Origin of the sequence: Gordonia sp. i37, assembly GCF_002043085.1 — a bacterium.
GTDB lineage: Bacteria > Actinomycetota > Actinomycetes > Mycobacteriales > Mycobacteriaceae > Gordonia > Gordonia polyisoprenivorans.
The window spans coordinates 1-26320 of sequence record NZ_MVPX01000471.1; the positions used below are offsets into that span (position 1 = coordinate 1).

The window sequence follows — 26320 nt, forward strand, 5'->3', positions numbered from 1 at the left end:
GGTTCATGGGTGTCATCTATCTGGTGCGGCACGGTCAGGCCGACCCGCAGGCGTACGGGATCGTCGGGTCGCAGGACTCGAGCGCCTCCGGTGAGGTCGGCGGACTCACCCCCACCGGGATCGTGCAGGCCGGTCTCACCGGCGATCTCCTGGCCGCGCAGACCGCGCGGATCACCACGGCCATCTGCGGCGATCTGCCGCGTCAGCGCGACACCCTCGCCGGGGTGCTGAGCCGCTTCGACGACGCCCCCGAGGCGGTGATCGACCCGCGCTGGAACGAATACGCGCTGCCGGCGCTGGTCGGCGAGGCGAGCGCGGCCGAGTTCGCCGACGGTCGCAACTATCAGAAACGGCTCGACGATTCGCTGTCGGCCTGGATCGATCGCGACGACACCCCGGATGCCGCACACGACGGTAGCGGCGAGACCTACCGCGCCTTCCGCGAACGCGTGGACGCCGCCGGACACGACGCCGCCGCGCACGCGGGCAGCGGCCAGACGGTGCTGGTGGTGTCCTCGGCGGGCGTGATCGCCCAGTGGATCGCCGACCTGTGGGATGTGCCCTCGCAGCGGTGGCCCGCGGTGGCGCGCGCCATGATCAACGCGTCGGTGACCAAGCTGATCGTCGGACGCCGCGGCGTCTCGGTCGTCTCGTTCAACGAGCACACCCACCTCGACGACCGTGACGGTGGTGTCGCGACCTTCCGGTAGGGCCTACGCCCGGGTGCTCACCCGACGTATCGCAGCCCCGCCGCGATGAACTCCGCCGTCGCCTCCGAGGCCTTCTCTGCGCCGGCCTCCGGGGAGGCCCCGGCCCGGGCGCGATGGCTGATGCCCTCGGCGATCACACCGAGTTTGAGACTCGCCAGCGCGAGGTAGAAGTCCCAGTCCCCCAGGTCGTATCCGGTCGCGGTCACATAGCGCTGGGCGATCTCGGCGGCCGACGGGTACCGCGGACTGGTCCAGGCGGCGTCGAATCCGAGAACGGTGTCGAAGACCGGTTCCCGGTAGATGCACATCAGGGCGACGTCGGTGATCGGGTCGCCGAGCGTCGACATCTCCCAATCCACCACCGCGGCAACCTTTCCGGGGTCGGTGGCGTCGAGGATGGTGTTGTCGACGCGGTAGTCGCCGTGCACGATGGTCGCGCGGGCGTCCTGTGGGACGCGGTCGGCGAGGATGCCACACAGCCGCTCCACGTCGGGCAGCTCTCGGGTCTTGACGATGCCCCACTGACGCGCCCACAGTTTCACCTGGCGACCGGCAAAGCCTGCGGGGCGGCCGAATTCGCCGAGGCCGACCGTCTCGTAGTCGACGGCGTGCAGCGCCGCGAGGGTGGCGACGAGCCCGTCGAGATTGCGGTCGACCTCCGTATCGGAGAGCGCGTCGAGTTCTGCGGCGGTCCGGATGACGGTTCCGTCGATGAATTCGACGACGGTGCACGGCGCACCGAGGATCGCACCGTCGGCGTCGAAGGCGACGGTCGGCGCCACCGGCACATCGGTGGCACCGAGCGCGCTGGTCACCGTCCACTCCCGGGCCATGTCGTGCGCGGACGGCGTGAGGCCTCCGGTGGGTGGTCGGCGGGCGATCCACTTCTTCACCCCGTCGGTGACCGAGAAGGTCAGGTTGGACTTGCCGCCGCTGACCAGATCGATCTGCAGATCACCGGCGACGTCGACATCGTTGTCCTCCAGGAACTTTCGCAGAACCGCGGGATCGAGGACGCTCCGGGGATCGAATGCGGCGCTCACTGGGCGGCCTCCGCGGCCGCTGCGGCCTTGCGGGCACGCCCGATGGTGCGACGGGCGATCGCCCACCGGTGCACCTCGGATGGTCCGTCGTAGACCCGGAAGGGCCGCAGCTCGTTCTGCAGGCGGGCCAGCGGCAGGTCGTCGGAGACGCCGGTGCCACCGCACATCTGGATGGAGCGGTCGGCGATCCGGGTGAATGCCTCGGCGGCAAAGGTTTTCGCGATCGAGGTCTCGTTGGACGCGTGGCCTCCGCGATCGAGTTCGGCGCACGCCTTGACCAGGAGCGCGCGGGCGGCCGCGAGGTCGATCTCGTTGTCGGCGACCATCTGCTGGATCATGCCGAGATCGGCGAGTTTGCCGCCGAAACCCTCACGGCGCGAAACGTAGTCGACCGCGACGTCCTGACAACGCACCGCCGAACCCATCCAGCGCATCACGTGGGTCATGCGGGCCGGGCCGAGCCGCACCTGGGCGTAGCGGTATCCCTCGTCGACCTCACCGAGTACGTCGGCATCGGGGACGAAGACATCGGTGAACCGGACCTCGCAGTGACCGCCGACCATCGACCGGTCGGTGGTGTGGATGTGACGGCCCACGGCGATGCCCTCGCGGTCGGCGGGGGCGAGGAACATCGTCGCACCGCCCCGGTCGCCGGGCGAGCCCGCGGTGCGCGCCATGATGATGAAGAACCCGGCGCCGTCGGCCCCGGTGATGAATCGCTTCTCGCCGTTGATCTTCCAGCCGCCGTCGACCTTGGTCGCAATGGTGGCGAGGGCGTTGGGGTCCGAGCCGGCACCGGGCGACGGCTCGCTCATCGCGAACGCCGAGCGCACATCACCGGCAGCCAGGGGTGCGAGGTAGGTGTGGCGCTGGTCCTCGCTCGCGATGTGGGCGAGCATGTGCACGTTGCCCTCGTCGGGCGCCCCGATGTGCAGCGCCACCGGACCGAAGGTCGAATAACCGGCCGCCTCGAACACCGGAGCGCGGTCGGACATGTCGAGCCCCAGCCCGCCGAATTCGACCGGCGCGTGAGGCGCGAAGATGCCCTCGGCCTTGGCCTTGGCGTTCATCTCCCGGCGGATCTCGTCGCCGCCCGCGGCCTCGATGTCGCCGCCGAAGCGCTCCTCGATCGGCAGCACATACTCCTTGATGAAGCGGGAGGTCTTGGTGACCAGATCCTCGACGTCGGCGCCGTAACTCAGGTCAATGGGCATTCGGTCTCCTCAACTGAAGCCCGATCAGCCCATGCCGACCGAGCGTTCGCTCTGTCGAGACCACACCTTGCCATCCCACCGGTCGTGGGTCAAGCGCTCGGCTCAGCCCCGACGGTAGCCGACGATCTGGCGGGCGAGAACCAGGTTCCGGCGGATCAATTCGTCGGCACCGAGTTCTCCGTCGAGCTTGAACCAGGTCGAGACCCCGACACACATGGTCGCCACCGCACGCGCGGCATCCTTGGGGTACTCGGTCTCGAAGTCGCCCGCCTCCACCCCGGCGAAGACGATCTCGTCGACCATGTGCTGTTGTCGGTCCCGATGCCCGATGTAGGTGGGCTTGTAGGAGTCGTCGAGGCTGCGGATCTCGGTGGACCCGACGAAGGCCTGTTCACGGCGATACATGTGGAAACGCAACAGCGACTCGACGACGGCGTCGAAGCGTCTCACCGGCTCCGGCCCCGCCTCGCGGATCGCCTGCTCGGAGCGGGCCAGCAGATCGGTCATGGTGCGCTCGAGCAACCCCTGCAGCAACGACTGCTTGGACGGGTAGTGGTGATAAAGCCCGGGTACCGACAGGCCCGCGCGCGCGGCAATCTCACGGACCGAGGTGCCGTGATAGCCGTGCTCGGCGAATGCGGCCAGCGCGGCGGCCAGCGGCACCGGCAGCTCGGCCTCGCCGTAATCGCGCCACGACGACGTGGTCTGCACGGCCTCCGACGCGTGCGCTCCCTCGGGACCATCCGACCGGGAATCCGCTGTCGCCTCCTCGACCCCTGTGTCACCCACTCCGTCGCTCATGGCTCCAACATATCGTCACCACCGTCGGTGACCGCACCCACCAGCGACATCATCAGCCGCACGCTCAGCGCGACGAGCTCGTCGCGACCCAGCGGGATCTCGTCGTCGAGCCACGTGGAGACGAGGCGACCGAGCCCCCCGACCTGGAATTGGGCGGCAGCGATGGCCGCCGGACCGACCTCCGTCGCGAGCGCATCGGAGGCGGCGTGCAGGGTCAACATCGCGAACAGCCCGGTGGATTCGTTGCGTTTGGCGGCCACGACCGGCGACAGCAGGGACGGTGAGAACAGCAACTGCCCCTTGCGGCGGTCGGCGTCGACGATGTCGACGATCGCGCCGACGGCACCGGACACCTTTCCGGCCACGCCGACCCCGGCGGCGAAGGCGGTCAGCGCCGCCTCCGAGATCTCCTCGATCACCCGGTCGAACGTGGCCGCGACCAGGGCGTCTGCCGATTCGAAACTCTCGTAGAAGTAGCGCGGGTTGAGCCCGGACGCCCGGCAGATACCGCGCACCGTGACCGCCCCCTCGGCGTCGAGGAGTTCCAGCGTCGCGTCCATCAGCGCCTCGCGGCGACGGGAGATCCGCTCGTCGCCGTCGACACCCCCGTAGGAACGCAGCGGTGCACCGGCGGCCTGTGGGTCGGCGCGCACGGCATCCGATTCGGCCTGCGGTGTCGCATCGCGCGGGGAGCCGTCGGTCACGGCTCCCATCTTGTCATCCTCCCTTGACATCTTTCGGCGAGAACAGGTTCAATCAATCGGGAAACATCCGTTACCAGATTGGCGCGATTCGAGGGGTCTCGCGCACATCCGGTCCGATCGGAGGTCGGAACATGACCACACAAGACGCCGCGGCACTCGGCAATTCACCACTCGCGCACGACAGTGCCCTCGAGGCCAACCTCGCCGCACCCGCCCCGGACACCGAATTCCTGCCGCGCGCGGCGCGTATGTCGCGGGCCGAGCTCGACGCCCTGCCCGCGGCGAACATGGAGATGCTGGGCATCGCCACGCTGGCCGGTCCGGCCAACGTGATCATGCAGCTGGCACTACCGGCCGTCGGCTACGGCGTGTACGAGAGCCGGGTGGATTCGGGCAACCTGTTCAAGCACCCGGTCAAGCGCACCCGCACCACGCTCGCCTATCTCGCGGTGGCGGCCAGCGGCGACCCCAAGGTGCGCAAGGCCTATCGCCGCGCGGTCGGGCGCTCGCATGCCAAGGTGCGCTCCACACCCGAGAGCCCGGTGAAGTACAACGCCTTCGATCCCGAACTGCAGCTATGGGTGGCGGCCTGCCTCTACAAGGGGTGGGAGGACGTGCAGCGCATCTTCGGTGACCCCGACGCGATCACCGAACAGGCCTACCAGGCCGGCGCCGTCATGGGCACCACCCTGCAGATGCCACGAGAGATGTGGCCGGCGACCCGCGCCGACTTCGACGACTACTGGAACGGCATGATCGATCGGCTCGAGATCGACCCGGTCATCCGCGATCACCTCATGTCGATCGCTCGCATGGAGTTCGCCCACCCGATCGTCTCGCGGCTGTTCGGGTGGCATTCGGAGATCTTCACCCTCGGCTTCTTGCCCGAGGGCTTCCGCGCCGCCATGGGCATCGAGATGAAGCCGTGGCAGCAGCGATTCTTCGACACGCACAACGCAATTGCCCGCGCGATCATCATGCGCCTGCCGAAGCCGTTGCGCGCCTTCCCGTTCAACCTGCTGCTCGCCGACGTGAAGTGGCGGATGCGGACCAAGCGCCCGCTGGTCTGAGGTCGCAGGCGGGGTCAGATCCGTCGCAGCGCGTCGGTGTTCACCTCGTCGACCGAGGTGACACCGGCCAGCCCGAGCGTGAGATCCAGCTCGGCGATGATGTTGGCCACCACGTCCCGGGCACCGTCGGCGCCGTCGATCGCCAACCCGTACATGTGCGGGCGACCGATGCACACCGCGTCGGCGCCGAGTGCCAGCGCCTTGAACACGTCTGCGCCGGTGTAGATCCCGGAGTCGATGAGGACCTTGCACCGCCCGTCGACGACCGGTGCGATGTCGGTGAGCGCGTCCAGTGAGCTGATCTCGCCGTCGATCTGGCGGCCACCGTGATTGGACACGATGATGCCGTCCACCCCCGCGTCGACGGCAGCGCGGGCGTCGTCGGGATGCAGTACTCCCTTGAGGACGATCGGCAGCGACGTCCGCTCGCGCAGCGAGGCGATCTCGGTCCAGCTCAGCGACGGACGCGAGTAGATGTCGAGGAAGGTCTGCACACCCACGCGCGGCTCGGGCCGGATCAGGTTGCGCAGCAACGTTCCCGGCGTGTTGCGGGCAATGGAGAACAGGGTCTTGAGGGCGCCGAGCGAGATCTCGGGTTTTTCGCCGGGCGCACCCGCGGCGCGACCGGCGACGATCTCGGTGAACCGCGGGTCGGAGGTGTACTGGGCGATGCCCTCACCCTTGGCGAAGGGCAGCGAACCGAGGTTGAGATCCTGGGGTCGCCATCCGAGCATCGTGGTGTCGAGGGTGACGGCGACGGCCTGGGCGCCGGCGTTCTCGGCGCGGCGCAGCAGCGAGCCGACGAGATCGTCGTCGGTGGACCAATACAGCTGAAACCAGCGTGGCGCACCGGATTTCACACGATCCATCTCGGCGGCCACCCGTTCCATCGGCGCACTGCCCTGATTGGAGAAGATGTAGGGCACACCGAGTTCGGCGGCCGCGTGCCCGATGTGGACGTCGGCGTCACGCATGGCCAGCCCACCCGCTCCCACCGGCGCGAACAGGATCGGCGCGGGCAACCGGGCACCGAACAATTCCGTCTCGAGGCTGCGCTGCGACACATCGCGCAGCACACGCGGCACGATCGCCCACCGATCCAGGGCGGCCCGGTTGGCCGCCATCGTCCGGCCCTCTCCCGCACCGCCGGCGATGTAGGCCCACGCCCGCTCCGACATCGTCTTACGTGCGCGGCGCTCGAGTTCGGCGAAGTCGGTGGGCACCGTGGGGCGCCGATCGTGAATGCCTGCGGTGTAGATGTCGTTCTGGCGGATGCGTCCCCACCCCGGCGTGGTCATCGCGACCTCCTCGTGTCGGCAGCCCGTGCGACGTCCATCGTCGGGCATCGCAGTCGAAGATACGCACCGCTCACCCGGCGAGGCTGTGTGCGGTCCGGCCGTGGGCGAGCACGCGCTTGCGCGCCACGAGCCCCTGCACCCCGAGGCTGATGCCGAGGAACACCAGGATCGTCGCGCTCTCGAGCCCACCGAGGCTGCCCCGTGGCTCACCGAAGACCGTCGGGCCGAACACCGCGATGGCCAGGTGCGCGCCGATGGCGACGAACCACAGCGCGATGGTCACCGCATTGCCCCGTCGCACCATCACCCCCGCGGCGTTGCGGTAGATGTGCATCGTGTGCCCGCGCGGAACGGCGATGAGCGCGGCCACCACGAACCCGAGCAGCGTCGAGACGACCTCACCGACCGTCAACCGCGGTGCGTGTTGGAGGTAGTTCACGGAGCTGATGACGCCGATCACCAGCAGGATCACCGGGAGTTTGAGCGGGTTGTCCTTGATCGGCCGTTCGGTGAGTTGGCGGTAGAAGATGTAGCCGAGGACGATGACGCCGACAACGATGGGCAGAGCTGTGTTTGTGGACATGCCTTCACTCTCGCCAACTCTCGCGACGAGGTCGTCCACCCCGGGGTGGATGCCGGGTTGATCCTTGCGCGTGCGACTCCGCGAGCGGGCACACCCTCGATACGGTGAGTCGTGCCCAGCATTGCGCGTGTTCTCAACCCCGGGCGGGCGAGCCCCGACATCCTCGCGGTGCGGTACGCGGTCTGCGCGCTGGTGATCGCCTCGGCGGTACTCGACACGACGTCGGTGCCACCGTGGCGCGTGGCGCCTGGATGGATCGCCACCGCGGTTCTCGTGGTCTGCCTGGTGCGTGGGGGCATGCAACCCACGACCGCGCCGCGCTTTCTCTCCTCCACCTCACTCGGCGACTCGGCGATCGTCATCGGTGCCGCCGTCGTCGTCGGCGTCGCCTTCGCCGGCGGCGCGACCGTGTGGATTCCCCAACTCGGCGTGGCCGCGTCCGCGCTTGCACCCGTTGCCCTCCCCGTCACCGCCGCCCTGGCCGCCGTCCCGATGCTCGCGCTGACGGTCCACTGGTCACAACTACATCAATCCGGGTGGACGCTGGTGATCAATCTGATGGTCGCCGTGGTGGTGTTCGGATGGGTGCATCTTCGGCGCTACCGGCGTGAGGTCGCCGAAGTCGCTGCAGCACAACAGGAGATCATCGATTCCGAGCGCGCGCGTGCCGTCGATGCGGAGAACCGTCGGATACTCGCCGCCCAACTCCACGACGTGCTCGCCCACACCTTGTCCGGGTTGATCATCACCCTGCAGGGTGCCGCGCTCGTCGCCCGACGCGAGGGTGTTTCGGCCGACCTCGCCGAAAAGCTGGACACCGCAACGACCTTGGCGAAGGACGGCCTGGGTGAGGCACGAGAAGCGGTCCGATCGTTGCGCGACGGACCCGCGGCGAGCGCCGCACCGTTGAGCGCCTGGCTGGAGCCGACCCTGAAACGCCTCGGTACCGCAACCGAATTGCAGGTGACGGTCGCGGGTTCGCCCGACGATCTCGACGCCGGATGGACCGCGATCGCCCGGTCGGTGGTGATGGAGGGGCTGACCAACTCGTTACGCCACGCCGCGGGCGCACCGGTGCGCATCGAGTTCGGGGCCGAGGGCCTCCGGATGCTCTCCGTCGGCGATCCCGACGAGTTCACCGATCGCGAACACGACAGCGGCAGATACGGTTTGGCCGGTCTCGCCGAACGGGTCGCGGCGGCCGGCGGTAGGCTGACCCACGGCCCGTGCGAGGAAGGATTCGAGCTCATCATGACGGTGACGACGTGACGGTGACGACGAGAGGGTGATGACGTGACGGTGACGGTGGTGATCGCCGACGATCAGACCGTGGTGCGCGAGGGCCTGCGGTCGATGCTCTCGCTGTTCGACACCATCGAGGTCCTCGGGGTGGCGGCCTCGGCCGAATCCGCCCTCGACCTCGTCGCCGGGACCGACCCCGACGTATTGCTCACCGACCTCCGCATGCCCGGTATCGGTGGCATCGAGGGAATACGACGGCTGCGCACCGCCGGGTCACGCACTGCCGCAGTGGCATTGACGACCTACGACGACGACACCACGATCGTCGAGGCCCTCGACGCCGGGGCCGTCGGATTCCTCAACAAGGACGCCGATCCCGAGGCCATCGAAGCAGCGGTGCTCGCCGCGGCCGGCGGCCGGTCCATGCTCGACGAGAAGGCGTTGCGCGCGGTCTTGTCCCACGAGCGGTTGGTTGCGCCGGCGGCCCCGACTGAGGCGCCCGACGGTCTCACCGAACGCGAGGTGGAGGTGCTCGGCCTGATCGCGCGAGCGATGTCGAACCAACAGATCGCCTCCCACCTCGTCGTCGGCGTGAGCACCGTCAAGACCCACGTCAATCACCTGCTCGCCAAGACCGCGTGCCGCGACCGTGCGGCGCTGGTTGCCTACGCGTATCGGCACGGGCTCGTCTGAGCCTGCGAGGCGCTGCGAATCCGTGCCGACTTCGGGTTTGTGTGTCCTGCAGGACACACATCGCCGAGGTCGACACACAAAAGCACCGGCATGACGCCCTACGCCGACCCCACCAACACAGCGCCCATCCCGATCATGACCACGGCGACGACGGCGTCGAGGATGCGCCATGCGACAGGCTTGGCGAAGATCGGCGCCATGCGGCGACCGCCGCCGCCCAGGAGTGAGAACCAGATCAGGCTCGCACAGCAGGCTCCGATTGCGAAGGCCCACTTGCCATTTCCATGACTATTGGCGATGGCGCCCATGGTGAGCACGGTGTCGAGGTAGACGTGCGGATTGAGCCAGGTGAGGGCCAGCGCCGTGCCGATCGCCACCCAGCGACTCGCCGTGGTGACCTCGCCGGCATTGTCGGCGATCGCCTCCCGACTGCGCAGGCAGCGTCGGGCGGCCATCAGCCCGAGCACGATCACATACGCCCCGCCGAGGTACTTGGCCGCGGTCACCACGCTCGGGTGGGCGCTTACGAGCGCACCGAGGCCGGCCACCCCCGCGGTGATGAGCACGACGTCGGAGATCGCGCAGACCGCCACCACCGGGGCCACATGGACGCGTCGCACACCCTGCTGCAGAACGAAGATGTTCTGCGGTCCGATCGCGATGATCAGCCCGGCACCGGTCAGCAGGCCGGCCAGTGCCGGCAGCAGGAATGCGTTCATGTCGACAACGCTAGGAGCGCGACAATCCGAAGGCCAGCGAATGTTTCTCATGAATCATTAGAGTGACTTCATATGGATGTCAGTCAGGACGGCCTGCAAACGCTGGCGACCGTGTTGCGGGCGGGCACTTTCGAGGCCGCGGCGGCGGAATTGCACGTCACGCCGTCGGCGATCAGCCAACGCATCAAGGCCATGGAGCACTCCGTCGGTCGGGTGCTGGTCCAGCGCACCAAACCGGTGCGGGCGACTCGCGACGGGGAGGTGCTGCTCCGTCTGGCCGAACAGTGGGAACTGTTGGCCACCGAGGCACGGCTGGAGCTGACCGGCGTCACCTCCGACGGCGCGCACGACGACCAGCCCCTCGTGCACCTGCCTATCGCGGCCAACGCCGACTCACTGGCCACCTGGCTGCTGCCCGCGCTGGCCCGGTTCCACCACGGCCACCCGGCCGCCGTCGAGGTGATCCGCGACGACGAGAGCCGCAACGCCGACCATTTGCGGACCGGTGAGGTGCTGGGGGCGATCAGCTCGGTCCCGGACCGCATCCGCGGCTGCCGGATGCAGATGCTCGGCGTCATGCGCTACATCCCCGTCGCCACCCCGGACTACCTGGCCCGATGGATGCCGGACGGCCCGACCGAGGCCGCGCTGGCCCGGGCGCCGATGGTGCAATACGACCGCAGCGACAATCTGCAGCGCGAGGTACTGCGCATGCTCAGTCCAGCACCGGCCGATCCACCGGCGGTCTACATCCCGGCCTCCACCGAGTACCACCGAGCGGTCGAGTACGGGATGGGTTGGGGCGCGGTCCCGCGGGTGCAGATCGCCGACGCTCTCGACGCGGGACGCCTGGTCACCTTCACCGAACGGCGCGTCGACGTCCCGCTCTACTGGCAGTACTGGAAGCTCGCCTCGCCCCTGCTCTCGGCCCTGACGGAGTCGATCGTGGAGGCCGCCGCGGAGTTCCTCGGCGCGGCGGATCAGTACTGATCGGACACCCTGGCGTGCTCGGCATCGACATACGCCGACGCCGACATCTCGTCGTGCATCACCGCGACGGCCAGCCCGGGAGTGGAGAGATCGAGCGGGTGATCGATCTCGTCACGCCACAGCTTGGCCGCGACGTAGAAGACCGCAGCGAACGGTACCGGCGCCAGCCCACACACCACGAACGTCGCGGTGAGTCCGATCGCGTGACTGACCGGGGCCGCCAACGCCATCGACACCGGCATCAGCACCACCGAGACGAAGAAGTCCAGACTGGCCACCCGGCCCAACAGCCCAGGCGGGACGCGACGCTGTAACAGCGTGCCCCACAACACCATCGGCCCGTCGAACAACACCCCCATGATGAATCCGGCGATGATGAACACCCAGGTGTGTCCGGCAACGCCCATGAGCACCAACGGAATCGACGACCAACCCCACAACCCGAACATCAACGTGAGGTATCGCCGCGGCATCGGGATCGAGGCGAACACCAGCGAGCTGATCGCGGCTCCGGCGCCGAAGGCCGCGAGCACCAGCGAATGGTCACCGGCACCGCCGTGCACCCGCTCCCGCAGGGCGAATGGGATGAGTACCTCGATCGGCCCCATCGTCGCCAGCACGAGAATGGTCGCGAAGAACAGCGTCGACCACAACCACGGGGTGCGCCACATGTAGGCGAATCCCTCGGCCAGATCGGTGACGATCGAGGCAATCGCGGGACCGCGCAAGGTGTTCGGGTCACGACGCAACGGCACCGGCCGCATCCGCAGATAGCACAGGGCCGAACCCACGCTGGCCACCGCGGCGACCAGCGCCGCCTGGGCGGGGGCGGCCGCGGCGATCACCGCTCCGGCGATCATCGGGCCGGCTGCCTGGAACAGCACCGGCCGGACGATGCCCTCGATGCCGTTGGCGGCCTGCAGCTCATCGGCGGCGACGATGCCCGGCAACAACGCCGAGTATGCGGGGTAGTACATGCCGGTGGTGATGCCGCCGAAGACGGCCGCCGCGGCCACGATGGGCATCGTCAGGACGCCGCCGATCGCGCAGAACGCCACGATCGCGAAGACCGCCATCTTGACGATCTCGAGCCCGATGATGATGGAACGCTGCGACACCCGGTCGGCGAGCACGCCGCCGGCCAGCGTCGAGATCACCATGCCGACCGCGGCCAAGCCTGTCGCCAGCGACACCTGGCCCGGTCCCCCGCCGAGACCGATGACCTGCCAGACCAGCGTGATCGTCCACACGCCATCGGAGAACAACGCAAACATCAGGCCCGCCGCCAGCAACCGATACTGCCCACCGCCGAAGGGGCGCAGCGCGCGCGGCAGGGCGGACGTCGACGAACTCACCTCACGAGCTTGCCCGACGCCGGGCATCGGCGGCCACCGATTTTTCGTGGCGCGCGGCTCAGCTCGCGCGGCGTGAGGTCTTCTTCGCCGCGGTCTTCGGCTCGTCGTCGGACCCTGACGACGCCGCCTTCTTGGCCGGCGCCTTCTTTGCGGCCGCCTTCTTCGCCGGAGCCTTCTTGGCGGCCTTCTTCGCGGGCGCCTTCGATACCCCGGAGTCGTCGGACTCCTCGGCCGTACCGCGGTCCTTGACCGATGCCCGCAGCGCGGCGAGCAGGTCGGCGACCTCGGAGTCCTCGTCCTCGGTGGAGTCCTCCTCGGCTTCCGGGAATGCCTCGGAGCCATCGGATTTCGCGTCGATCAGCTTCGCCAGCTCTTCCTGGTAGGTGTCGGAGAACTCGCTCGGGTCGTAGTCCTGTGCCATCGAATCGATCAACGAGGACGCCATCTTCAGTTCCTGGTCCCGGATCTCGACGTCGTCGTCGAGGAACCCGAAATCGGGCTTGCGGACCTCATCGGGCCACAACAGCGTCTGCAGCGTCATCACACCGGGCTCGATGACCCGCAGCGCCGCCATCCGCGTCCGGTTGCGCAGCGTGAACGATGCGATGGCGAGCCGGTCGGTCTCCTGCAGGGCGCGGGCGAGCAAGACGTAGGCCTTCGGTGACTTCGACGAGGGTTCGAGATAGTAGGGCTTGTCGAAGTAGATCGGATCGACCTGCTCGACCGGCACGAATTCCAGGATCGAGATCTCCGGGCTCTTCTGCACGGGCAGGGACGCGAGATCGTCCTTGGTGAGGATCACCGTGTCGCCCGCGGAGGATTCGTAGGCATTGGCGATGTCGGAGAACTCGACCTCGGTGTCGGTGCCCTCCCGGACCCGTCGATAACGGATGCGGGTGCCGTCGGACGAGTCGACCTGATACGACTTCCGGTCGTGGCTTTCCGTGGCCGAATAGACCTTGACCGGCACGTTGACCAGACCAAAGCTCAGATCGCCCTTCCAGATCGAGCGCATGGTCGCCATTGTGCCATCCTCACCCGGTCTCTGCGGGTCCCACGCCCATCTTGAGGACGTGGCAGGCTTGAACCATGGCGTCCGGGCAGACACTCGAGGTTGATGGGCACACCATCTCGGTGACCAACCTGGCCAAGGTGCTCTACCCGTCGACCGGCACCCGCAAGTTCGACGTCATCGACTATTACGCGCGGATCGCCGAGGTGATGCTCCCGCATCTGGCCGATCGTCTCGTCACCCGCAAACGCTGGCCCAATGGCGTCGAGTCCACCCCGTTCTTCGAGAAGTCGGTTCCCGAGGGCATCCCCGACTGGGTGACCCGGCGCGGAGTCGAACACAGCAGTCGGATCATCGAATACGTCGTGGCCGATTCACCCGCAACACTGGTGTGGCTCGCACAGATGGCAGCACTCGAGTTGCATACGCCACAATGGCGACTGCCGCGAGACGACGCGCTCGCCGACTTCGCCGCCGAGGGCCCCAAGGCCAACCGACTCGTCCTCGCCCTCGATCCGGGGCCCGGGGTCACCCTCGCCGAGTGCGGTGAGGTCGCCCGCGACATCCACGACATGCTCGACGCCGCCGGACTGGACTCGTATCCGGTCACCAGTGGCGGCAAGGGAATTCACGTGTATGCGAGGTTCCCGACGCCGGTGTCGGCGGATTCGGCGCGAACGGTCGCCAAGCAGATCGCGACCTCGTTGGCCCAGCAACAGCCCGATCGGGTCACCGCGATCATGGCGAAATCCGAACGGCCCCACAAGGTGTTCATCGACTGGAGCCAGAACAGCGCGTCCAAGACCACCCTCGCTCCGTATTCGCTGCGGGGCCGCGAACAGCCCTGGGTGGCCGCACCGCGGACGTGGGACGAGATGGCCGATCCCGATCTGACGCAGCTGCTCTACACCGAGGTCCTCGAGCGGATCGATGAGTGGGGCGATCTCCTCGACGGACTCGACGACGACGGGGTCCCAGCCGGCCCGGAGGAGTCGGGTGATTCGGCTGCCGATGCGGCACAACCGGAGTCGGTCTCCGCCGAGGGCGGCCAGGTGATCAACCTGCGCGAGTACCGGCGCAAGCGCAACGCCGCGGTCACCCCGGAGCCCTTCGGTGACACGAAGTTCAGGGACAACGAATTCACGAAGTCACGATCCGGGGTGGACGGGGCCCGGGTGTCGCGCGAGAACGAGCCGGGTGGGCCGATCTTCGTGATCCAAGAACATCACGCCCGGCGCCTGCATTACGACTTCCGGCTCGAACACGATGGCGTGCTGGTGAGTTGGGCAGTACCGAAGAACCTGCCCGACGATCCCGACCAGAACCGCCTCGCCGTGCAGACCGAGGACCATCCGATGGATTACGCCGACTTCGCCGGCGACATCCCGGCCGGTGAGTACGGCGGCGGGCACGTCGAGATCTGGGATCGCGGTACCTACGAGACCGAGAAATGGCGTGACGACGAGATCATCGTCCGGCTGCACGGTGAACGCGTCCAGGGCCGGTACGCGTTGATCAAGACCGGCGACAAGAATTGGCTCGCCCACCTGATGAGCGACGAACCACGACCGATCCTGCCGGAGAGTTTGCGTGATCCGCGCCCGATGCTGGCAACCGATGAATCCATCGAGAAGCTCGACTCGAAGGACTGGGCCTTCGAGGGCAAGTGGGACGGTTATCGCCTCCTGGTTCGTTATATCGGCGGCGAATTCCGGCTCACCTCGCGCTCCGGCCTGGACATGACCGCCGACTTTCCCGAACTCGCTTGCATCACCGACGAACTCGGGCTCATCGACGTCGTACTGGACGGGGAGGTCGTCGCCCTCGACGCCACCGGCCGCACCAATTTCACGCTGCTCGCCGGACGCCGATCGGCCGACGACGAGGTCACCCTCAAGCTGTACCTGTTCGACCTGCTCTACCTCAACGGGACGTCGCTGCTGCGCAAACCGTGGTCGCAGCGGCGCGAGCTACTCGAGGAGCTCGCCCCGGCCTTCCGGCGATCCCGTTACGTCGAGGTACCGCCACTGCTACCCGGGCCGGGCGCCGCGGCCGCCGAGTACAGCCGTGAACATGGGATGGAAGGCGTTGTCGCAAAACGTCGTTCGTCGACCTATCAGCAGGGCCGGCGATCGAATTCGTGGCTCAAGCACAAGAACTGGAGCGACATCGAAGTCGTGATCGGCGGATGGCGGCCGGGCCGTGGGAACCGTGCGCACACCATCGGCTCGCTGCTGCTCGGCCTGCCCGAGGAGACCGGATTGCGCTACGTGGGGCGGGTCGGCACCGGCTTCACCGAAGCCCAGCTGAGTGCTCTCGCAGAAGAACTCGAGCCGCTGACCATCCGGCGGTCGCCGTTTCTGGACAAACTCGACCGGCCAGTCGCGGCGAATGCGGTGTGGGTACTGCCGAAGATCGTGGGCGAGGTGCGCTTCATGGACTGGACGAGCACCGGCCATCTACGACATCCGAGCTGGCGGGGAATCCGGCGCGACAAACTCCCCGGCGACCTCTGACACACCCCTCAATCCACTCTGATCGAAACGACAACGATGACCGAGACCACCGGAGAGATGATCACCATCACTGCGGCCGACGGGCCCGCCGAGGCGTACATGGCGCGGCCGGTGTCGGCCGACGCCGACGCCACCTGGCCCGGAGTGCTGTTTCTCATCGACGCGATCGGTCTGCGTCCGCAGATCGAGACGATGGTCGATCGGATCGCCTCGTGGGGCTATGTGGTGTTGGCGCCCAACCTGTTCTATCGCAGCGGAAGTGCCGCCGAAACCTCTCCGGATGGGCCGCTCCTCGACGATGACAGCCGCGCCGCCTTCTTCGCCGGAGTGCGACCCCGGATGCAGGCACTCACCACCGACCTTGCCCGGCGTGACCTCGCCACATACCTCGATGCGCTGCACGCGCTACCCGGGGTGCGCCCGGGGTCCGTCGGTACGACCGGGTACTGCATGGGCGGACGGCTGGCGTTGTTGACCGCGGCCACTCGTCCCGATGATGTTGCCGCCGTGGGCATGTTCCACACCGGCGGTGTGGTGACCGACGCTGCCGACAGCCCACATCTGTCATTGTCCGACGTGCGCGCCGAGGTCCTCGCGGTCCACGCCGATCATGATCAGTCGATGCCCCCGGAGGCCATCGCCCAGTTCGAGCACGCACTGACCTCGAGCGGCGTGATCCATCATGCGACCGTGTATCCCGGTGCGGCGCACGGTTACACGATGGCCGACACCGCACCGTACAACCACGATGCCGCCGAGTACCACTACGCAGAGCTACAGAAGCTGTTCGACCGTACGCTGCACTGAGCCCGCGTCGAACGTCACAACCCCTGACGTTCCCGCTGGCCGGCGACGAAACGCGTGGCCATCGTCTGCATGAGCCCCGGTGAGATCCGCGCGAACCGCCAGGCCATCCGGGCCTGCGCGGGCACCACGAGCAGCGGTTGATTGCGCCCGATCGCCCGAAGGGTGTCCGACGCCAGGCGATCCGCCGGATACGGCGTCCGAATCCCTTGGCCCGACAGGTAATACGTCCGCCCGGTGAAGCCACCGACGCCGTCGGCGTCGAGCATCGGCGTTTCCACCGCGGCCGGGCAGACCACGAGCACACCCACCCCGTGCGCGGCGGCCTCGGTCCGCAACGCCAGCGACAATCCGACGATCGCGTGCTTACTCATCACGTAGCTCGTGAGCAAGCCGGCCGCGGTGAGCCCGGCCATCGACGCGGTGTTGACGATGTGGCCCGATCCCTGCCGGATCATGTGCGGATATGCCGCGGTGACACCGTGTACGACGCCGCGGATGTTGACGTCGATGACCGCATCCCACTGCTCGGCGGTGAGTTCCTCGGTGTTGCCGCCCAGTGCGATCCCGGCATTGTTGAACATCAGATCGATGCGTCCGTGGTCGGCGACCACCGAGTTCACTACGGACCGTACGGCGTCGGCGTCGGTGACGTCGAGACCGACGGCGCGGGCGTGTTCCGATCCGGTCGATTGCGCTGTTCTCGTCGCTGCCTGCTCGTCGATGTCGGCGCACCACACGTGGGCGCCGGCACTCGCGAGAGCCCGGGTGAAGGCCGCGCCGATCCCCGACCCGCCGCCGGTGACGACGGCTGTTCGGCCCGCGAACGCGTGATCGTCTCGATCTGCCTGCCGACGTCGCCTCATCGGCCAACCTTGACAGTGGGCGCATCCAGTGTCAATGACGTGGGTGCTCTCCGACACACCCGGCGCTGCGCGTTCGCCCCTCGGCGCGCTCGCGTGATCTGATGCGGCTAGCCTCAGGGTCAGTCGACAAGGGAGTGTGAGTGTTCGTCGTTGCCCATATCAGCGACCTCCATTTCAACGGAACACGGTTCAACCGTGCCCGGATCGAGTCGACCCTGAGCTACCTCAACGCGCGTGCCGACGGAATCGACGCGTTGCTGGTCACCGGTGACATCGCCGATGAGGGCACGCCACGCGAGTACGTCGAGGCCTACCGCGTCCTGGACTCACCGCTGCCGATGCTGGTCACCGTAGGCAATCACGACCTTCGTGAGAACTATAGCGAGGTACTCGGCAGCGAGCGCAGCACGGCACCGGTCAACTCCTCGTTGCTCGTCGACGACGTGCTGTTGCTGTCGGCCGACAGTTCCATCCCCGGTCGCAACGACGGCTACCTCGACGACGAGACCCTCACGTGGATGTCGGCGCAGATCGACGCAGCCGGCGCCGACACCCGCGTCCTGGTGGCCTTTCACCATCCCCCCGTCACCATCGGCATGACCTTCATGGACACCATCCGCCAAACCGGTGAGGAACGTCTGGCCGAGCTCGTGGCGACCCACCCGAACATCGTCGGCTTCGTTTGCGGTCACGCACATTCGGCGTGCGTCACCCGCTTCGCCGACCGGCCCCTGGCCATCGCCCCGGGCGTCGCCTCCACGCTGAACCTCCCGTTCGAAGGGACCGAGATCATCAACCGGGGCCAGCCACCGGGCATCGCATTCCACCTGATCGACGGCGACCGCCTCATCACCCATTTCCGATCGGTGATGTTCTGAGTCCTCCCATCGATGGTCGATGCCACCCCGATGGTCGAGGTGTGAGCCGCGTGCGGCGAACCTCAAGACCGCTTGCCACGGCGCTGGTTTCGACACCACAACCACCGAATACTCTTCAGCACAAGAGGTCTCGAGGCTCCGTCGCTAACGCTCCTCCACACCTCGACCACCGGGTTGAAGACCGACCACCGGGCAAGAACAGCCCCTCCCCGAGTAGATCACTACGTCACCCCCCGATGGTCGAGGTGCGAGCCGCGTGCGGCGAGCCTCGAGACCGCTTGCCACGGTGCTGGTTTCGTACCACTAGGATTCGACGGTCGCCTCACGCTCCAGCATACGGCTGACGTGATGACCCACGCCGGCGGCGTGCAGCCCGGTCTGCGACACCTCGTAGACGCGGCCGGACCGGATGTCGAAGTACAGACCGATGATCCGTAGGGTGGATTCGGCGGCGGCGCGGCCGACGAGGTGGTGCCGGCTCAGGGTTTCGACCTGTTTGGCGACGTTGACCACAGCGAGCTGGTCGATCTCGGTGAAACCCATGGCGGCAGCGGCACGTCCGGCCGGATGCCCCAGACACATCGCGCTCACACTGGGCACACCGTGGCGCAGCCAGCGGGCCATCGACGTGTCGGCGGGAGCGGTATCGGCTTGCAGATGCAATGCGCGCATCGCACCGCAGGATGAATGTCCGCACACCACCACCGAACTGACGCCGACCTCGGTGATCGCGAAGTCCAGGGCGGCCTCAATCGAGCAGTCCGCGTGATCACCGGTCGGCACCAGGTTGCCGACGTTGCGCAGGGTGAACAGGTCACCTGGGCCGCTCGAGGTGATGATGTTGGGCATGATCCGAGAATCGGCACAGGTCAGGAAGAACGCGTCGGGCTCCTGATAGTCCACGACGTCGGACAGGTGCCCGCGCAGGACCTCCGCGTGATCGCGGTGGTACTCGGTGACACCGGCCATGATCGAGCGCAACGGCGCCGGGACCTCGGCGACCTGCTCGTCGTCGGCAACGGAGGATCGACTACGCCACGGGGTCAGGCCGACGATGCCGCCGGTGTGGCGTCGCGGCGGAGCCTGCCAAGCGTGTTCGATTCGGGCACGGCCACGTTCGAGGATGATCACCTCACCACCGGCCGCGCGGCGGGCCCGAATCCAGTCCTCGAGCATCTCCGACGCGGCGTGGTCGAGGAAGTCGGTGTCGAGTTCGATCGTGACGGGTGCACCCTCCGGAATGCGGCGCAGCAGGCTGTTCACCCGGGGCAGCGACAGGAAGCTCAACGAGCCACGCACGCGGACGATGTGGCGGCCGTCGGGCTGCTCCTCGGTGTGGGTGTCGGGGCGGATGACGCGCCACAGCACCAGGATGACGGCCAGCGCCAGACCGATGGCGACGCCCTCGAGCAGATTGAGGAACACCACGGCCGTCACCGTGACGCCGTAGACCCACAGATCCCCGGTTCGCAGAGCGGTTTTCATGTGCGCGAGCTTGACCAGCTGCATGCCGATGACGACGAGCAATCCGGCGAGCGCGGCGGTCGGGATCTGCTCGACGAGCGCGGTGAGGAAGACCGCGAAGACGAACACCCACACCCCGTGCAGGATCGCCGACCACCGCGTCCGCGCTCCGGTCGCGACGTTGGTGGAGCTGCGCACGATCACACCGGTGACCGGCAGTCCACCGAGCACACCCGACACCATGTTCGCGCTACCCTGCCCGAGCAGTTCTCGGTTGAAGTTGCTGCGCGGACCGTCGTGCATCTTGTCCACGGCGACCGCCGACAGCAGCGACTCGACGCTGGCGATCAGGGCCACCGTCAACACGCCCAGAATGAATGCCGACCAGTTCCCGGTGGGGAGCTCGGGAAGCGCAATGGACTCGAAGAAGTTGCCGTCCAGCGTGATTCGTTTGACGTCGAGGCCGGCGATCAGCGCCACCAGGGTGGCGAGGACAATCGCGCCGAGCGGCCCGGGGATCTTGCGGACGGTCGCGGGCAGCCGTGGCCACGCCAGCAACGCGGCGATGACGAGAAGCCCGATCGACGCCTCCGCGACGTTCACGTCGATCAATTGATCAGGTAATCCGGTGATGTTGGCGACCGCCGAACTCGACGAATTCCCGCCGAGCAACACATGGATCTGCTGCAGGGCGATGGTGATTCCGATTCCGGCGAGCATTGCGTGCACCACGACGGGAGCGATCGCCAACGCGGCACCGGCTATTCGACTGAGCCCGAACAGGATCTGCAGCACCCCGGCACAGACCGTGATCGCGCAGGTGACCTTCCATCCGAAGTTGGCGACGAGCTCGGCAACCACCACCGTCAACCCGGCCGCCGGACCCGAAACCTGAAGGGGGCTACCGCCGATCGCGCCGGCGACCACACCGCCGACGACTGCTGCGATGAGCCCGGCCATCACCGGGGCACCCGAGGCGATCGCGATTCCGATCGACAGTGGCAATGCCACGAGGAACACCACGAGCGACGCCGGTAGGTCGTACCGGATCACTTCTCGTATGTCCGGCCTGGAATGTGTGTGCGATCGATCCCCGATTTTTGGCATGAATCCGAAAGTACCGATAGCGGGTTACGTCCGTGTTGACCGATACGGGCGAAATAGGGTGAGAACAGCCGAAATACGGTGACGATTGTGTTTGACGTCACCGTATTTCGGGCTCGTGATATGAGATTGGCGTCGCGAAGGCGACAAACAAAAGAATGCTTTGTATCAATTCCGTCGACGGAGTCCGACGACGGCGAGCAATTCGGGCCGACGCAATACCAGGCCGACCCACAGCAGCACCCCGAGATATACCGCGAACAAGGTACTGCTGAACAAGGGCGACTCGATGCGCATGTTCGCCGTGACTGCTCCTCCGAGGTACGCGGTCAGCCCGAGGGCCCCGAGAACGGCGGTACGCGGGACGAGGAAGACGATCAGGCACACGGCGAGAACGATTCCCATCACGGTCGCCTGTCCGATCGGAAAGCCCAGCGACGCCATCGAGTCGACGACGGCCTGGGGCCGGGTCAGTTTGCCTGCGACGTCGAAAACCAGGAACGCTGCCACCACGACGGTGATGACGATCCCGACGATACGAGCGGGTCGTCGCGATTCGGTGGTGGCGTCGGGGGTGGCGGTGGTGCCGACGGCGGTGGTCGAGTCGATGGCGTTCATGATGTCCTCCTGGGTGGTCAACCCCGCCCTGGTGGGGGTTGGTACCACTACAGACACCTCGGCACTCCCGAACTCATCGGTCGACCGACCGCGCTACTGTCCGCCGCTCGACCCCGACTCCAGTAGCTGCTTGAGGATCTTGCCGCCGATGTCGTCGATGAGACCCGGTCCGACGTCGGGTAGCTGGTCCGAGGGGAGTAGCGGGGTTCGGCTCGCCGGGATGCCCGCGGTGCGCGTGGCCTCGACGCGGATACCTGTCTGCTTGTCCTTGGGTAGCGGTGTCGCGTTCTTCGCGAGATCGGTGTCGGTGGTGATGGATTGCACCACACGCAGCCCGGTCGCTGCGAAATCGGCCGCAGCGCGACGGATGTGGTTGGGCGAGGTGGCCAGAACCACGTCGCTGATGCCGCGTGCGGCCAGGAGCTTGGCGGTGTTCTGCGCGTTGGCGACAGTGGACACCGAGGAGTCCTCGGTGAGGATGCGCGAGGCATCGATCCCGTTGTCGGTCAGCCACTTCTTCATCACCGCAGCCTCGGTGACCCCGTTCTGCGGCTTGCCGCCGGTGACGACGATCGGGGCTGTCGGAATCGCTGCCGCCTCGGCCTTGCCTGCAGCGAGGCGCTTGATCAGCTCCGGTGCGGGCTTGCCCTGTGGCGACAGCCCGAAGCCGAGGATGACGATGGCCGGCTTTCCCGACACCGTCGTGGGTTCGGTGCTCGGCACGATGGCCGCGGCCGCGGTGACCCCGTCGATGATGGAACGAGCGGTCTTGGCCAGCAACGGATTGATCACCGACAATCGATTCACCGCCACCTTCCCGACCGCGGTGTCCGATACCTGATCGGCCCAGATGGCTTGCAGCGCCAGCGATTGCCCGTCGGCCGGCGACAGTGTCAGCGCCTGCTGCAGGTCGGTGAGACCGGCCGGCACGTCGCCGGCGGAGAACTTCTGCTGCGCGGCGTTGTAGAGCGTGGCCGGGTCGACACTGACCGCTGCTGTCGTCAGGTGATGCTCCGACGACGACGGCAGGGTACCGACGACGACACCGGTGATCGCCGACGCCGCCAGGACGACGACCGTGGTTCGACGGAACCTTCTTTTCACTCTGGTCACACCAGTCACTGGAGTAACAGTAGGGGCAGATGGGTGCTGCTGCCAGCCGGCGCCGGTCTCATCTCGATAACCGTCGGTCTCGGTTCGACAACACCGGCACACGACAGCACCGACACACGACGACGCCCCGCCCGGGTGACACCGCGTCTGTCATGACTCGCGGGGTCGCTCCGCAGGCGGGGCGTCGGGAAATTGCGGTCAGGGCTCCTTACAGAGCCTTGAGCTCCTCGATGACCGAGTCGACGGACTTCTTGGCGTCGCCGAACAGCATGGAGGTGTGATCGAGATAGAACAGCGGGTTCTCGATGCCGGCGTACCCGGAACTCATGCCGCGCTTGAGCACGATCACCGATCGCGCCTGGTCGACGTTGAGGATCGGCATGCCGTGGATCGGGGAGCCCGGATCGTTACGCGCCGCCGGGTTGGTGACGTCGTTGGCGCCGATCACGATCGCGACATCGGTGCGAGCGAACTCGCCGTTGATGTCGTCCATCTCCTTCATCGCGTCGTAGGGCACATCCGCTTCTGCCAGAAGCACATTCATGTGTCCGGGCATACGGCCGGCGACCGGGTGGATGGCGTACTTGACCTCGACGCCCTTGGCCTCGAGCAGGGTCGCCATCTCCTTGACGGTGTGCTGGGCCTGCGCGACCGCGAGACCGTAGCCCGGCACCACGATCACCTGGTTGGCGTAGGCCATCTGGATCGCGGCGTCGGCGGCCGAGGTCGCCTTGACCGTGCCGCCCTCGGTGCCACCGCCACCGACGCCGGCGTCGTCACCGCCGCCGAACGCGCCGAAGATGATGGCCGGGATCGACCGGTTCATCGCCTTGGCCATCAGGTTGGTGAGAATCGAGCCCGAAGCGCCGACGATCATGCCGGCCACGATCATCGCCTGGTTGTTGAGCGCGAGACCCGCGGCCGCCGCCGACAGACCCGTCATCGCGTTGAGCAGCGAGATGACCACCGGCATGTCGGCGCCGCCGATCGGGAACACCACGAACAGGCCCATCACACCGGCGACCACCAGCAACGCCACGATCCAGTACCACGGCGTCGCCGACGTCGAATCGGCCGAGACACCGATGTAGACGGCGATCGCGATGGCCGCGATGGCCAGCACGATGTTGGCGAACTGGAACGCCTTGGCGGCCTTGACCAACTTCTTCTCGAAGTTCTTGTTCAGCAGTTCCTGCAGCTTCGCGAACGCCACCAGCGAGCCCCAGAAGGAGATCGAACCGATGATCGCCGCGAACAGCGACCCGACGATGACGTGCACGTCGGGTGTTTCGTGCAGGTGGGTGAAGCCATCGGACTCGATGTACTCCGACCACGCGATCAACGCGACGGTGCCACCGCCGACGCCGTTGAACAGCGCCACCAGCTGCGGCATCGCGGTCATCTTGGTCTTGAGTGCCGGCGGAATGCCCAGCGCCACACCGACCAGGAGGCCGACGACGATCAGAATCCAGTTGATACCCGGCACCCCGGCATCGCCGGCGTTGTTGTAGACACCGAGCAGGGTCGCGACGATGGCGATTCCCATGCCGACCGCGGCGATCCAGTTGCCACGCACAGCGGTCTTCGGGCCGGTCAAGCCCATCAGGCCGTAGATGAACAGGGAGAACGCGACGATGTAGAGGGCGGTGACGCCGTACCCCAGGGCCTCGGAGACCTGCCCGGAGTCGCCGCTGAAATTGGCAACCGCCGGAATGTAGGGAACGTAGGTAGAAGCAACGACGGTGGCGCTCACTTGGTGGTCTCCTTCTTACCCTTGAACATGCCCAGCATGCGGTCGGTGACGGCGAATCCGCCGACCACATTGAGCGTTCCGAACACCAGCGCGACGAACGCGATGATGCGCACGCCCCAGTTGGCGTCGGCGGGCAGCGATCCCAGCACCACCAGCGCACCGAGCACGACGATGCCGTGGATGGCGTTGGTCCCCGACATCAGCGGGGTGTGCAGGGTGTTGGGGACCTTCGAGATGACGGCAAAACCCACGAATCCCGCCAGAACGAGAATCGCGATGTTGGCCAATAGTTCGGTGTACATCAGGCCGACACCTCCTTGTCGCGTGTCACGCACGCGGCGGCAATGACCTCGTCCTCGAAATCCGGTGCCAGCGCGCCGGATTCATCGAGCATCAGATCGATCAGGGCGAACACGTTCTTGGCGTAGAGCTCGCTGGCGTGCTCGGGCATGGTGGCCGGCAGGTTCAGCGGCGAGGTGATGGTGACGTCGTGCTTGACGACGGTCTGCCCGGGCTCGGTGAGCTCGCAGTTGCCGCCGGTCTCCCCGGCCAGATCCACGATCACGCTGCCCGGCTTCATGCCCTCCACCGCAGCGGCGGTGACCAGGCGCGGAGCCGGCCGACCCGGCACCAACGCGGTGGTGATCACCACGTCGAAACCCTTGATCGCGTCCTCGAGCGCCTGCTGCTGCTGAGCCCGTTCGTCCTCGGTCAGCTCTCGGGCGTACCCGCCCTCACCGGCGGCGTCGATACCGAGATCGAGCCACTGGGCACCGACCGAACGCACCTGCTCGGCGACCTCGGGACGCACGTCGTAGCCGGTGGTCCGCGCGCCCAGACGCTTGGCCGTGGCCAACGCCTGCAAGCCGGCCACACCCACTCCGAGGATCAGCGCGGTCGCCGGCTTCACCGTGCCCGCGGCGGTGGTCAGCATCGGAAAGAACCGTGTCGACAGGTCGGCGGCCACGATGACCGACTTGTAGCCCGAGACGTTGGCCTGCGAACTCAGCGCGTCCATCACCTGTGCGCGCGAGATACGCGGAATCGCCTCGACGGCGTAGGCCTCCACCCCCGCGTCGCGCAGCGCACCGATCTTGTTGTCGGCGTTGCGTGGAGCCAGGAAACCGATCAGTTTCTGACCACTGCGCAACTTGCCGATCTCGGCATCGGTGGGCGGCGATACCCGCAGCACCACATCGGCCGAATACGGATCACCGATCGTCGCCCCCGCGTCGAGGTATTCGGAATCCGGGATCAGCGCCCCGAGACCGGCCCCCTCTTCCACGATCACGGGGACCTTCTTGCCCACCAGCGACGCGACGACCTTCGGGACCAGCGCCACGCGACGCTCTCCGGAGGCCGTTTCGCGCACGACACCCACACTCATTGCTATTCGTTGTCTTTCGTTGTCGTCGGTTGTCAGCGACTCATCACGTTGCGACTTGTCAGGTGTGCATCGACGACGACGACGAACGATCGGCCCGGTCGGTGCGCTGATCGGCCGTGCCGCAGCGATGCGGTCGGGGTGGGGCAACGGATTGCGTCGCCACCTGAGAAAAACGTGCGACGAACATAGCATGACCTCAGGTGACGCTGATCGTGGGCGTTGAATTGCTCACTTTTGCTTGACTCGGCGCATACCGGTCGTCGGCGTCCGTGAAACGGTCAGCGAGCGGGATGGCCGAGCGAGGCGAGCAGTGCCGCGAGTTCGGCGGGCGTCGGCAGCCGCGGCGGCTGCGTCCGGGCGGCCGGGCGGCCGGGCGGGTCGAG

General features: G+C 67.1%; 24 protein-coding genes. 8 read left to right on the forward strand and 16 right to left on the reverse strand.

The features are described from left to right. Nucleotides 1–5: 5 nt before the first annotated feature. Nucleotides 6–710 (forward strand): histidine phosphatase family protein, encoded by a 705-nt coding sequence (locus tag B1964_RS22955; RefSeq protein WP_006369363.1) that lies wholly within the window; start codon nt 6–8, stop codon nt 708–710. 17 nt (nt 711–727) lie between these two features. Here the strand turns inward: B1964_RS22955 and B1964_RS22960 are convergent, their stop codons facing one another. The 4 genes from B1964_RS22960 to B1964_RS22975 form a co-directional block, all read right to left on the reverse strand. Next, nucleotides 728–1753, reverse strand: coding sequence for a phosphotransferase family protein (locus tag B1964_RS22960; protein ID WP_079931421.1), 1026 nt, complete (start codon nt 1751–1753; stop codon nt 728–730). After that, nucleotides 1750–2967 carry an acyl-CoA dehydrogenase family protein gene (locus B1964_RS22965; RefSeq protein ID WP_079931405.1) on the reverse strand — a complete coding sequence of 406 codons (1218 nt, stop codon included), beginning with the start codon at nt 2965–2967 and terminating at the stop codon, nt 1750–1752. Before B1964_RS22965 ends, B1964_RS22960 begins: the two co-directional genes overlap by 4 nt. Nucleotides 2968–3069: 102 nt before the next feature. Beyond that, the gene (locus B1964_RS22970) at nt 3070–3768 is read right to left on the reverse strand and encodes a TetR/AcrR family transcriptional regulator (RefSeq protein WP_006369360.1); all 699 of its coding nucleotides are present in this window, start codon (nt 3766–3768) and stop codon (nt 3070–3072) included. Continuing rightward, the gene (locus B1964_RS22975; protein ID WP_006369359.1) at nt 3765–4481 is read right to left on the reverse strand and encodes a TetR/AcrR family transcriptional regulator; all 717 of its coding nucleotides are present in this window, start codon (nt 4479–4481) and stop codon (nt 3765–3767) included. Before B1964_RS22975 ends, B1964_RS22970 begins: the two co-directional genes overlap by 4 nt. Nucleotides 4482–4603: 122 nt before the next feature. Between B1964_RS22975 and B1964_RS22980 the strand changes: the two genes are divergently transcribed. Further along, nucleotides 4604–5542: an oxygenase MpaB family protein gene (locus B1964_RS22980; protein WP_079931406.1), complete on the forward strand. Its 939-nt coding sequence runs from the start codon at nt 4604–4606 to the stop codon at nt 5540–5542. A gap of 14 nt (nt 5543–5556) precedes the next feature. Here the strand turns inward: B1964_RS22980 and B1964_RS22985 are convergent, their stop codons facing one another. Continuing rightward, entirely contained in the window at nt 5557–6840 is a 1284-nt protein-coding gene (locus B1964_RS22985; protein ID WP_079931422.1) for an alpha-hydroxy-acid oxidizing protein, read from the reverse strand. A 70-nt stretch (nt 6841–6910) separates the two neighbouring features. Further along, the gene (locus B1964_RS22990) at nt 6911–7423 is read right to left on the reverse strand and encodes a hypothetical protein (protein ID WP_006369356.1); all 513 of its coding nucleotides are present in this window, start codon (nt 7421–7423) and stop codon (nt 6911–6913) included. A gap of 111 nt (nt 7424–7534) precedes the next feature. On the opposite strand from B1964_RS22990, the gene B1964_RS22995 reads away from it, so the two are divergent. Both B1964_RS22995 and B1964_RS23000 read left to right on the forward strand, forming a co-directional pair. Next, on the forward strand, nt 7535–8692 hold the full coding sequence (locus tag B1964_RS22995; RefSeq protein ID WP_079931407.1) for a histidine kinase: 1158 nt from the start codon (nt 7535–7537) through the stop codon (nt 8690–8692). 24 nt (nt 8693–8716) lie between these two features. Next, nucleotides 8717–9358, forward strand: a complete 642-nt coding sequence (locus B1964_RS23000; protein ID WP_079931408.1) for a response regulator transcription factor — start codon at nt 8717–8719, stop codon at nt 9356–9358. Nucleotides 9359–9456: 98 nt separating this feature from the next. Here B1964_RS23000 and B1964_RS23005 read toward each other — a convergent pair whose 3' ends face one another. Then, the gene (locus B1964_RS23005; RefSeq protein WP_079931409.1) at nt 9457–10077 is read right to left on the reverse strand and encodes a LysE/ArgO family amino acid transporter; all 621 of its coding nucleotides are present in this window, start codon (nt 10075–10077) and stop codon (nt 9457–9459) included. A gap of 72 nt (nt 10078–10149) precedes the next feature. Here B1964_RS23005 and B1964_RS23010 point away from each other — a divergent pair, with 72 nt between their 5' ends. Further along, nucleotides 10150–11067, forward strand: a complete 918-nt coding sequence (locus B1964_RS23010) for a LysR family transcriptional regulator ArgP (RefSeq protein WP_079931410.1) — start codon at nt 10150–10152, stop codon at nt 11065–11067. On the opposite strand, the gene B1964_RS23015 is transcribed toward B1964_RS23010, so the two are convergent. Both B1964_RS23015 and B1964_RS23020 read right to left on the reverse strand, forming a co-directional pair. Continuing rightward, nucleotides 11058–12449, reverse strand: coding sequence for an MFS transporter (locus tag B1964_RS23015; RefSeq protein WP_079931411.1), 1392 nt, complete (start codon nt 12447–12449; stop codon nt 11058–11060). The genes B1964_RS23010 and B1964_RS23015 overlap by 10 nt on opposite strands. 31 nt (nt 12450–12480) lie before the next feature. Then, on the reverse strand, nt 12481–13446 hold the full coding sequence (locus B1964_RS23020) for a Ku protein (protein ID WP_079931412.1): 966 nt from the start codon (nt 13444–13446) through the stop codon (nt 12481–12483). A 65-nt stretch (nt 13447–13511) separates the two neighbouring features. Between B1964_RS23020 and B1964_RS23025 the strand changes: the two genes are divergently transcribed. Beyond that, nucleotides 13512–15950 carry an ATP-dependent DNA ligase gene (locus B1964_RS23025; protein ID WP_079931413.1) on the forward strand — a complete coding sequence of 813 codons (2439 nt, stop codon included), beginning with the start codon at nt 13512–13514 and terminating at the stop codon, nt 15948–15950. A gap of 36 nt (nt 15951–15986) precedes the next feature. Next, a complete protein-coding gene (locus B1964_RS23030) occupies nt 15987–16757 on the forward strand; it encodes a dienelactone hydrolase family protein (protein ID WP_079931414.1) in 771 nt (256 codons plus the stop codon). Nucleotides 16758–16771: 14 nt separating this feature from the next. On the opposite strand, the gene B1964_RS23035 is transcribed toward B1964_RS23030, so the two are convergent. Next, complete coding sequence (locus B1964_RS23035; RefSeq protein ID WP_079931415.1) at nt 16772–17620, reverse strand: SDR family oxidoreductase; 849 nt, start codon at nt 17618–17620, stop codon at nt 16772–16774. A 140-nt stretch (nt 17621–17760) separates the two neighbouring features. Between B1964_RS23035 and B1964_RS23040 the strand changes: the two genes are divergently transcribed. Further along, nucleotides 17761–18498, forward strand: coding sequence for a metallophosphoesterase (locus B1964_RS23040; protein WP_079931416.1), 738 nt, complete (start codon nt 17761–17763; stop codon nt 18496–18498). Between the two features lie 303 nt (nt 18499–18801). Here B1964_RS23040 and B1964_RS23045 read toward each other — a convergent pair whose 3' ends face one another. From B1964_RS23045 to B1964_RS23070, 6 genes are all read right to left on the reverse strand, one after another. Then, nucleotides 18802–21069, reverse strand: a complete 2268-nt coding sequence (locus tag B1964_RS23045; protein ID WP_253194140.1) for a bifunctional SulP family inorganic anion transporter/carbonic anhydrase — start codon at nt 21067–21069, stop codon at nt 18802–18804. Nucleotides 21070–21234: 165 nt separating this feature from the next. After that, nucleotides 21235–21684, reverse strand: a complete 450-nt coding sequence (locus tag B1964_RS23050; RefSeq protein ID WP_079931418.1) for a DoxX family protein — start codon at nt 21682–21684, stop codon at nt 21235–21237. A 93-nt stretch (nt 21685–21777) separates the two neighbouring features. After that, nucleotides 21778–22797 carry a YdcF family protein gene (locus B1964_RS23055; protein WP_079931419.1) on the reverse strand — a complete coding sequence of 340 codons (1020 nt, stop codon included), beginning with the start codon at nt 22795–22797 and terminating at the stop codon, nt 21778–21780. A 208-nt stretch (nt 22798–23005) separates the two neighbouring features. After that, nucleotides 23006–24511: an NAD(P)(+) transhydrogenase (Re/Si-specific) subunit beta gene (locus tag B1964_RS23060; protein WP_079931423.1), complete on the reverse strand. Its 1506-nt coding sequence runs from the start codon at nt 24509–24511 to the stop codon at nt 23006–23008. 35 nt (nt 24512–24546) lie between these two features. Then, nucleotides 24547–24852, reverse strand: a complete 306-nt coding sequence (locus B1964_RS23065; protein WP_006369335.1) for an NAD(P) transhydrogenase subunit alpha — start codon at nt 24850–24852, stop codon at nt 24547–24549. Beyond that, nucleotides 24852–25937 carry an NAD(P) transhydrogenase subunit alpha gene (locus tag B1964_RS23070; RefSeq protein ID WP_079931420.1) on the reverse strand — a complete coding sequence of 362 codons (1086 nt, stop codon included), beginning with the start codon at nt 25935–25937 and terminating at the stop codon, nt 24852–24854. Before B1964_RS23070 ends, B1964_RS23065 begins: the two co-directional genes overlap by 1 nt. Nucleotides 25938–26320: the final 383 nt, after the last annotated feature.

Excerpts from the sequence above, each read along its gene's own strand:
- B1964_RS22970 (WP_006369360.1), bottom strand. The coding sequence starts at position 3,768 with ATGAGCGACGGAGTGGGTGACACAGGGGTCGAGGAGGCGACAGCGGAT.
- B1964_RS22985 (WP_079931422.1), bottom strand. The coding sequence starts at position 6,840 with ATGACCACGCCGGGGTGGGGACGCATCCGCCAGAACGACATCTACACC.
- B1964_RS23030 (WP_079931414.1), top strand. The coding sequence starts at position 15,987 with ATGACCGAGACCACCGGAGAGATGATCACCATCACTGCGGCCGACGGG.
- B1964_RS23010 (WP_079931410.1), top strand. The coding sequence starts at position 10,150 with ATGGATGTCAGTCAGGACGGCCTGCAAACGCTGGCGACCGTGTTGCGG.
- B1964_RS23025 (WP_079931413.1), top strand. The coding sequence starts at position 13,512 with ATGGCGTCCGGGCAGACACTCGAGGTTGATGGGCACACCATCTCGGTG.
- B1964_RS23015 (WP_079931411.1), bottom strand. The coding sequence starts at position 12,449 with ATGCCCGGCGTCGGGCAAGCTCGTGAGGTGAGTTCGTCGACGTCCGCC.
- B1964_RS23045 (WP_253194140.1), bottom strand. The coding sequence starts at position 21,069 with ATGCCAAAAATCGGGGATCGATCGCACACACATTCCAGGCCGGACATA.
- B1964_RS22955 (WP_006369363.1), top strand. The coding sequence starts at position 6 with ATGGGTGTCATCTATCTGGTGCGGCACGGTCAGGCCGACCCGCAGGCG.
- B1964_RS23070 (WP_079931420.1), bottom strand. The coding sequence starts at position 25,937 with ATGAGTGTGGGTGTCGTGCGCGAAACGGCCTCCGGAGAGCGTCGCGTG.
- B1964_RS23050 (WP_079931418.1), bottom strand. The coding sequence starts at position 21,684 with ATGAACGCCATCGACTCGACCACCGCCGTCGGCACCACCGCCACCCCC.
- B1964_RS22990 (WP_006369356.1), bottom strand. The coding sequence starts at position 7,423 with ATGTCCACAAACACAGCTCTGCCCATCGTTGTCGGCGTCATCGTCCTC.
- B1964_RS22965 (WP_079931405.1), bottom strand. The coding sequence starts at position 2,967 with ATGCCCATTGACCTGAGTTACGGCGCCGACGTCGAGGATCTGGTCACC.
- B1964_RS22975 (WP_006369359.1), bottom strand. The coding sequence starts at position 4,481 with ATGGGAGCCGTGACCGACGGCTCCCCGCGCGATGCGACACCGCAGGCC.
- B1964_RS23065 (WP_006369335.1), bottom strand. The coding sequence starts at position 24,852 with ATGTACACCGAACTATTGGCCAACATCGCGATTCTCGTTCTGGCGGGA.
- B1964_RS23020 (WP_079931412.1), bottom strand. The coding sequence starts at position 13,446 with ATGGCGACCATGCGCTCGATCTGGAAGGGCGATCTGAGCTTTGGTCTG.
- B1964_RS23035 (WP_079931415.1), bottom strand. The coding sequence starts at position 17,620 with ATGAGGCGACGTCGGCAGGCAGATCGAGACGATCACGCGTTCGCGGGC.
- B1964_RS23005 (WP_079931409.1), bottom strand. The coding sequence starts at position 10,077 with ATGAACGCATTCCTGCTGCCGGCACTGGCCGGCCTGCTGACCGGTGCC.
- B1964_RS22980 (WP_079931406.1), top strand. The coding sequence starts at position 4,604 with ATGACCACACAAGACGCCGCGGCACTCGGCAATTCACCACTCGCGCAC.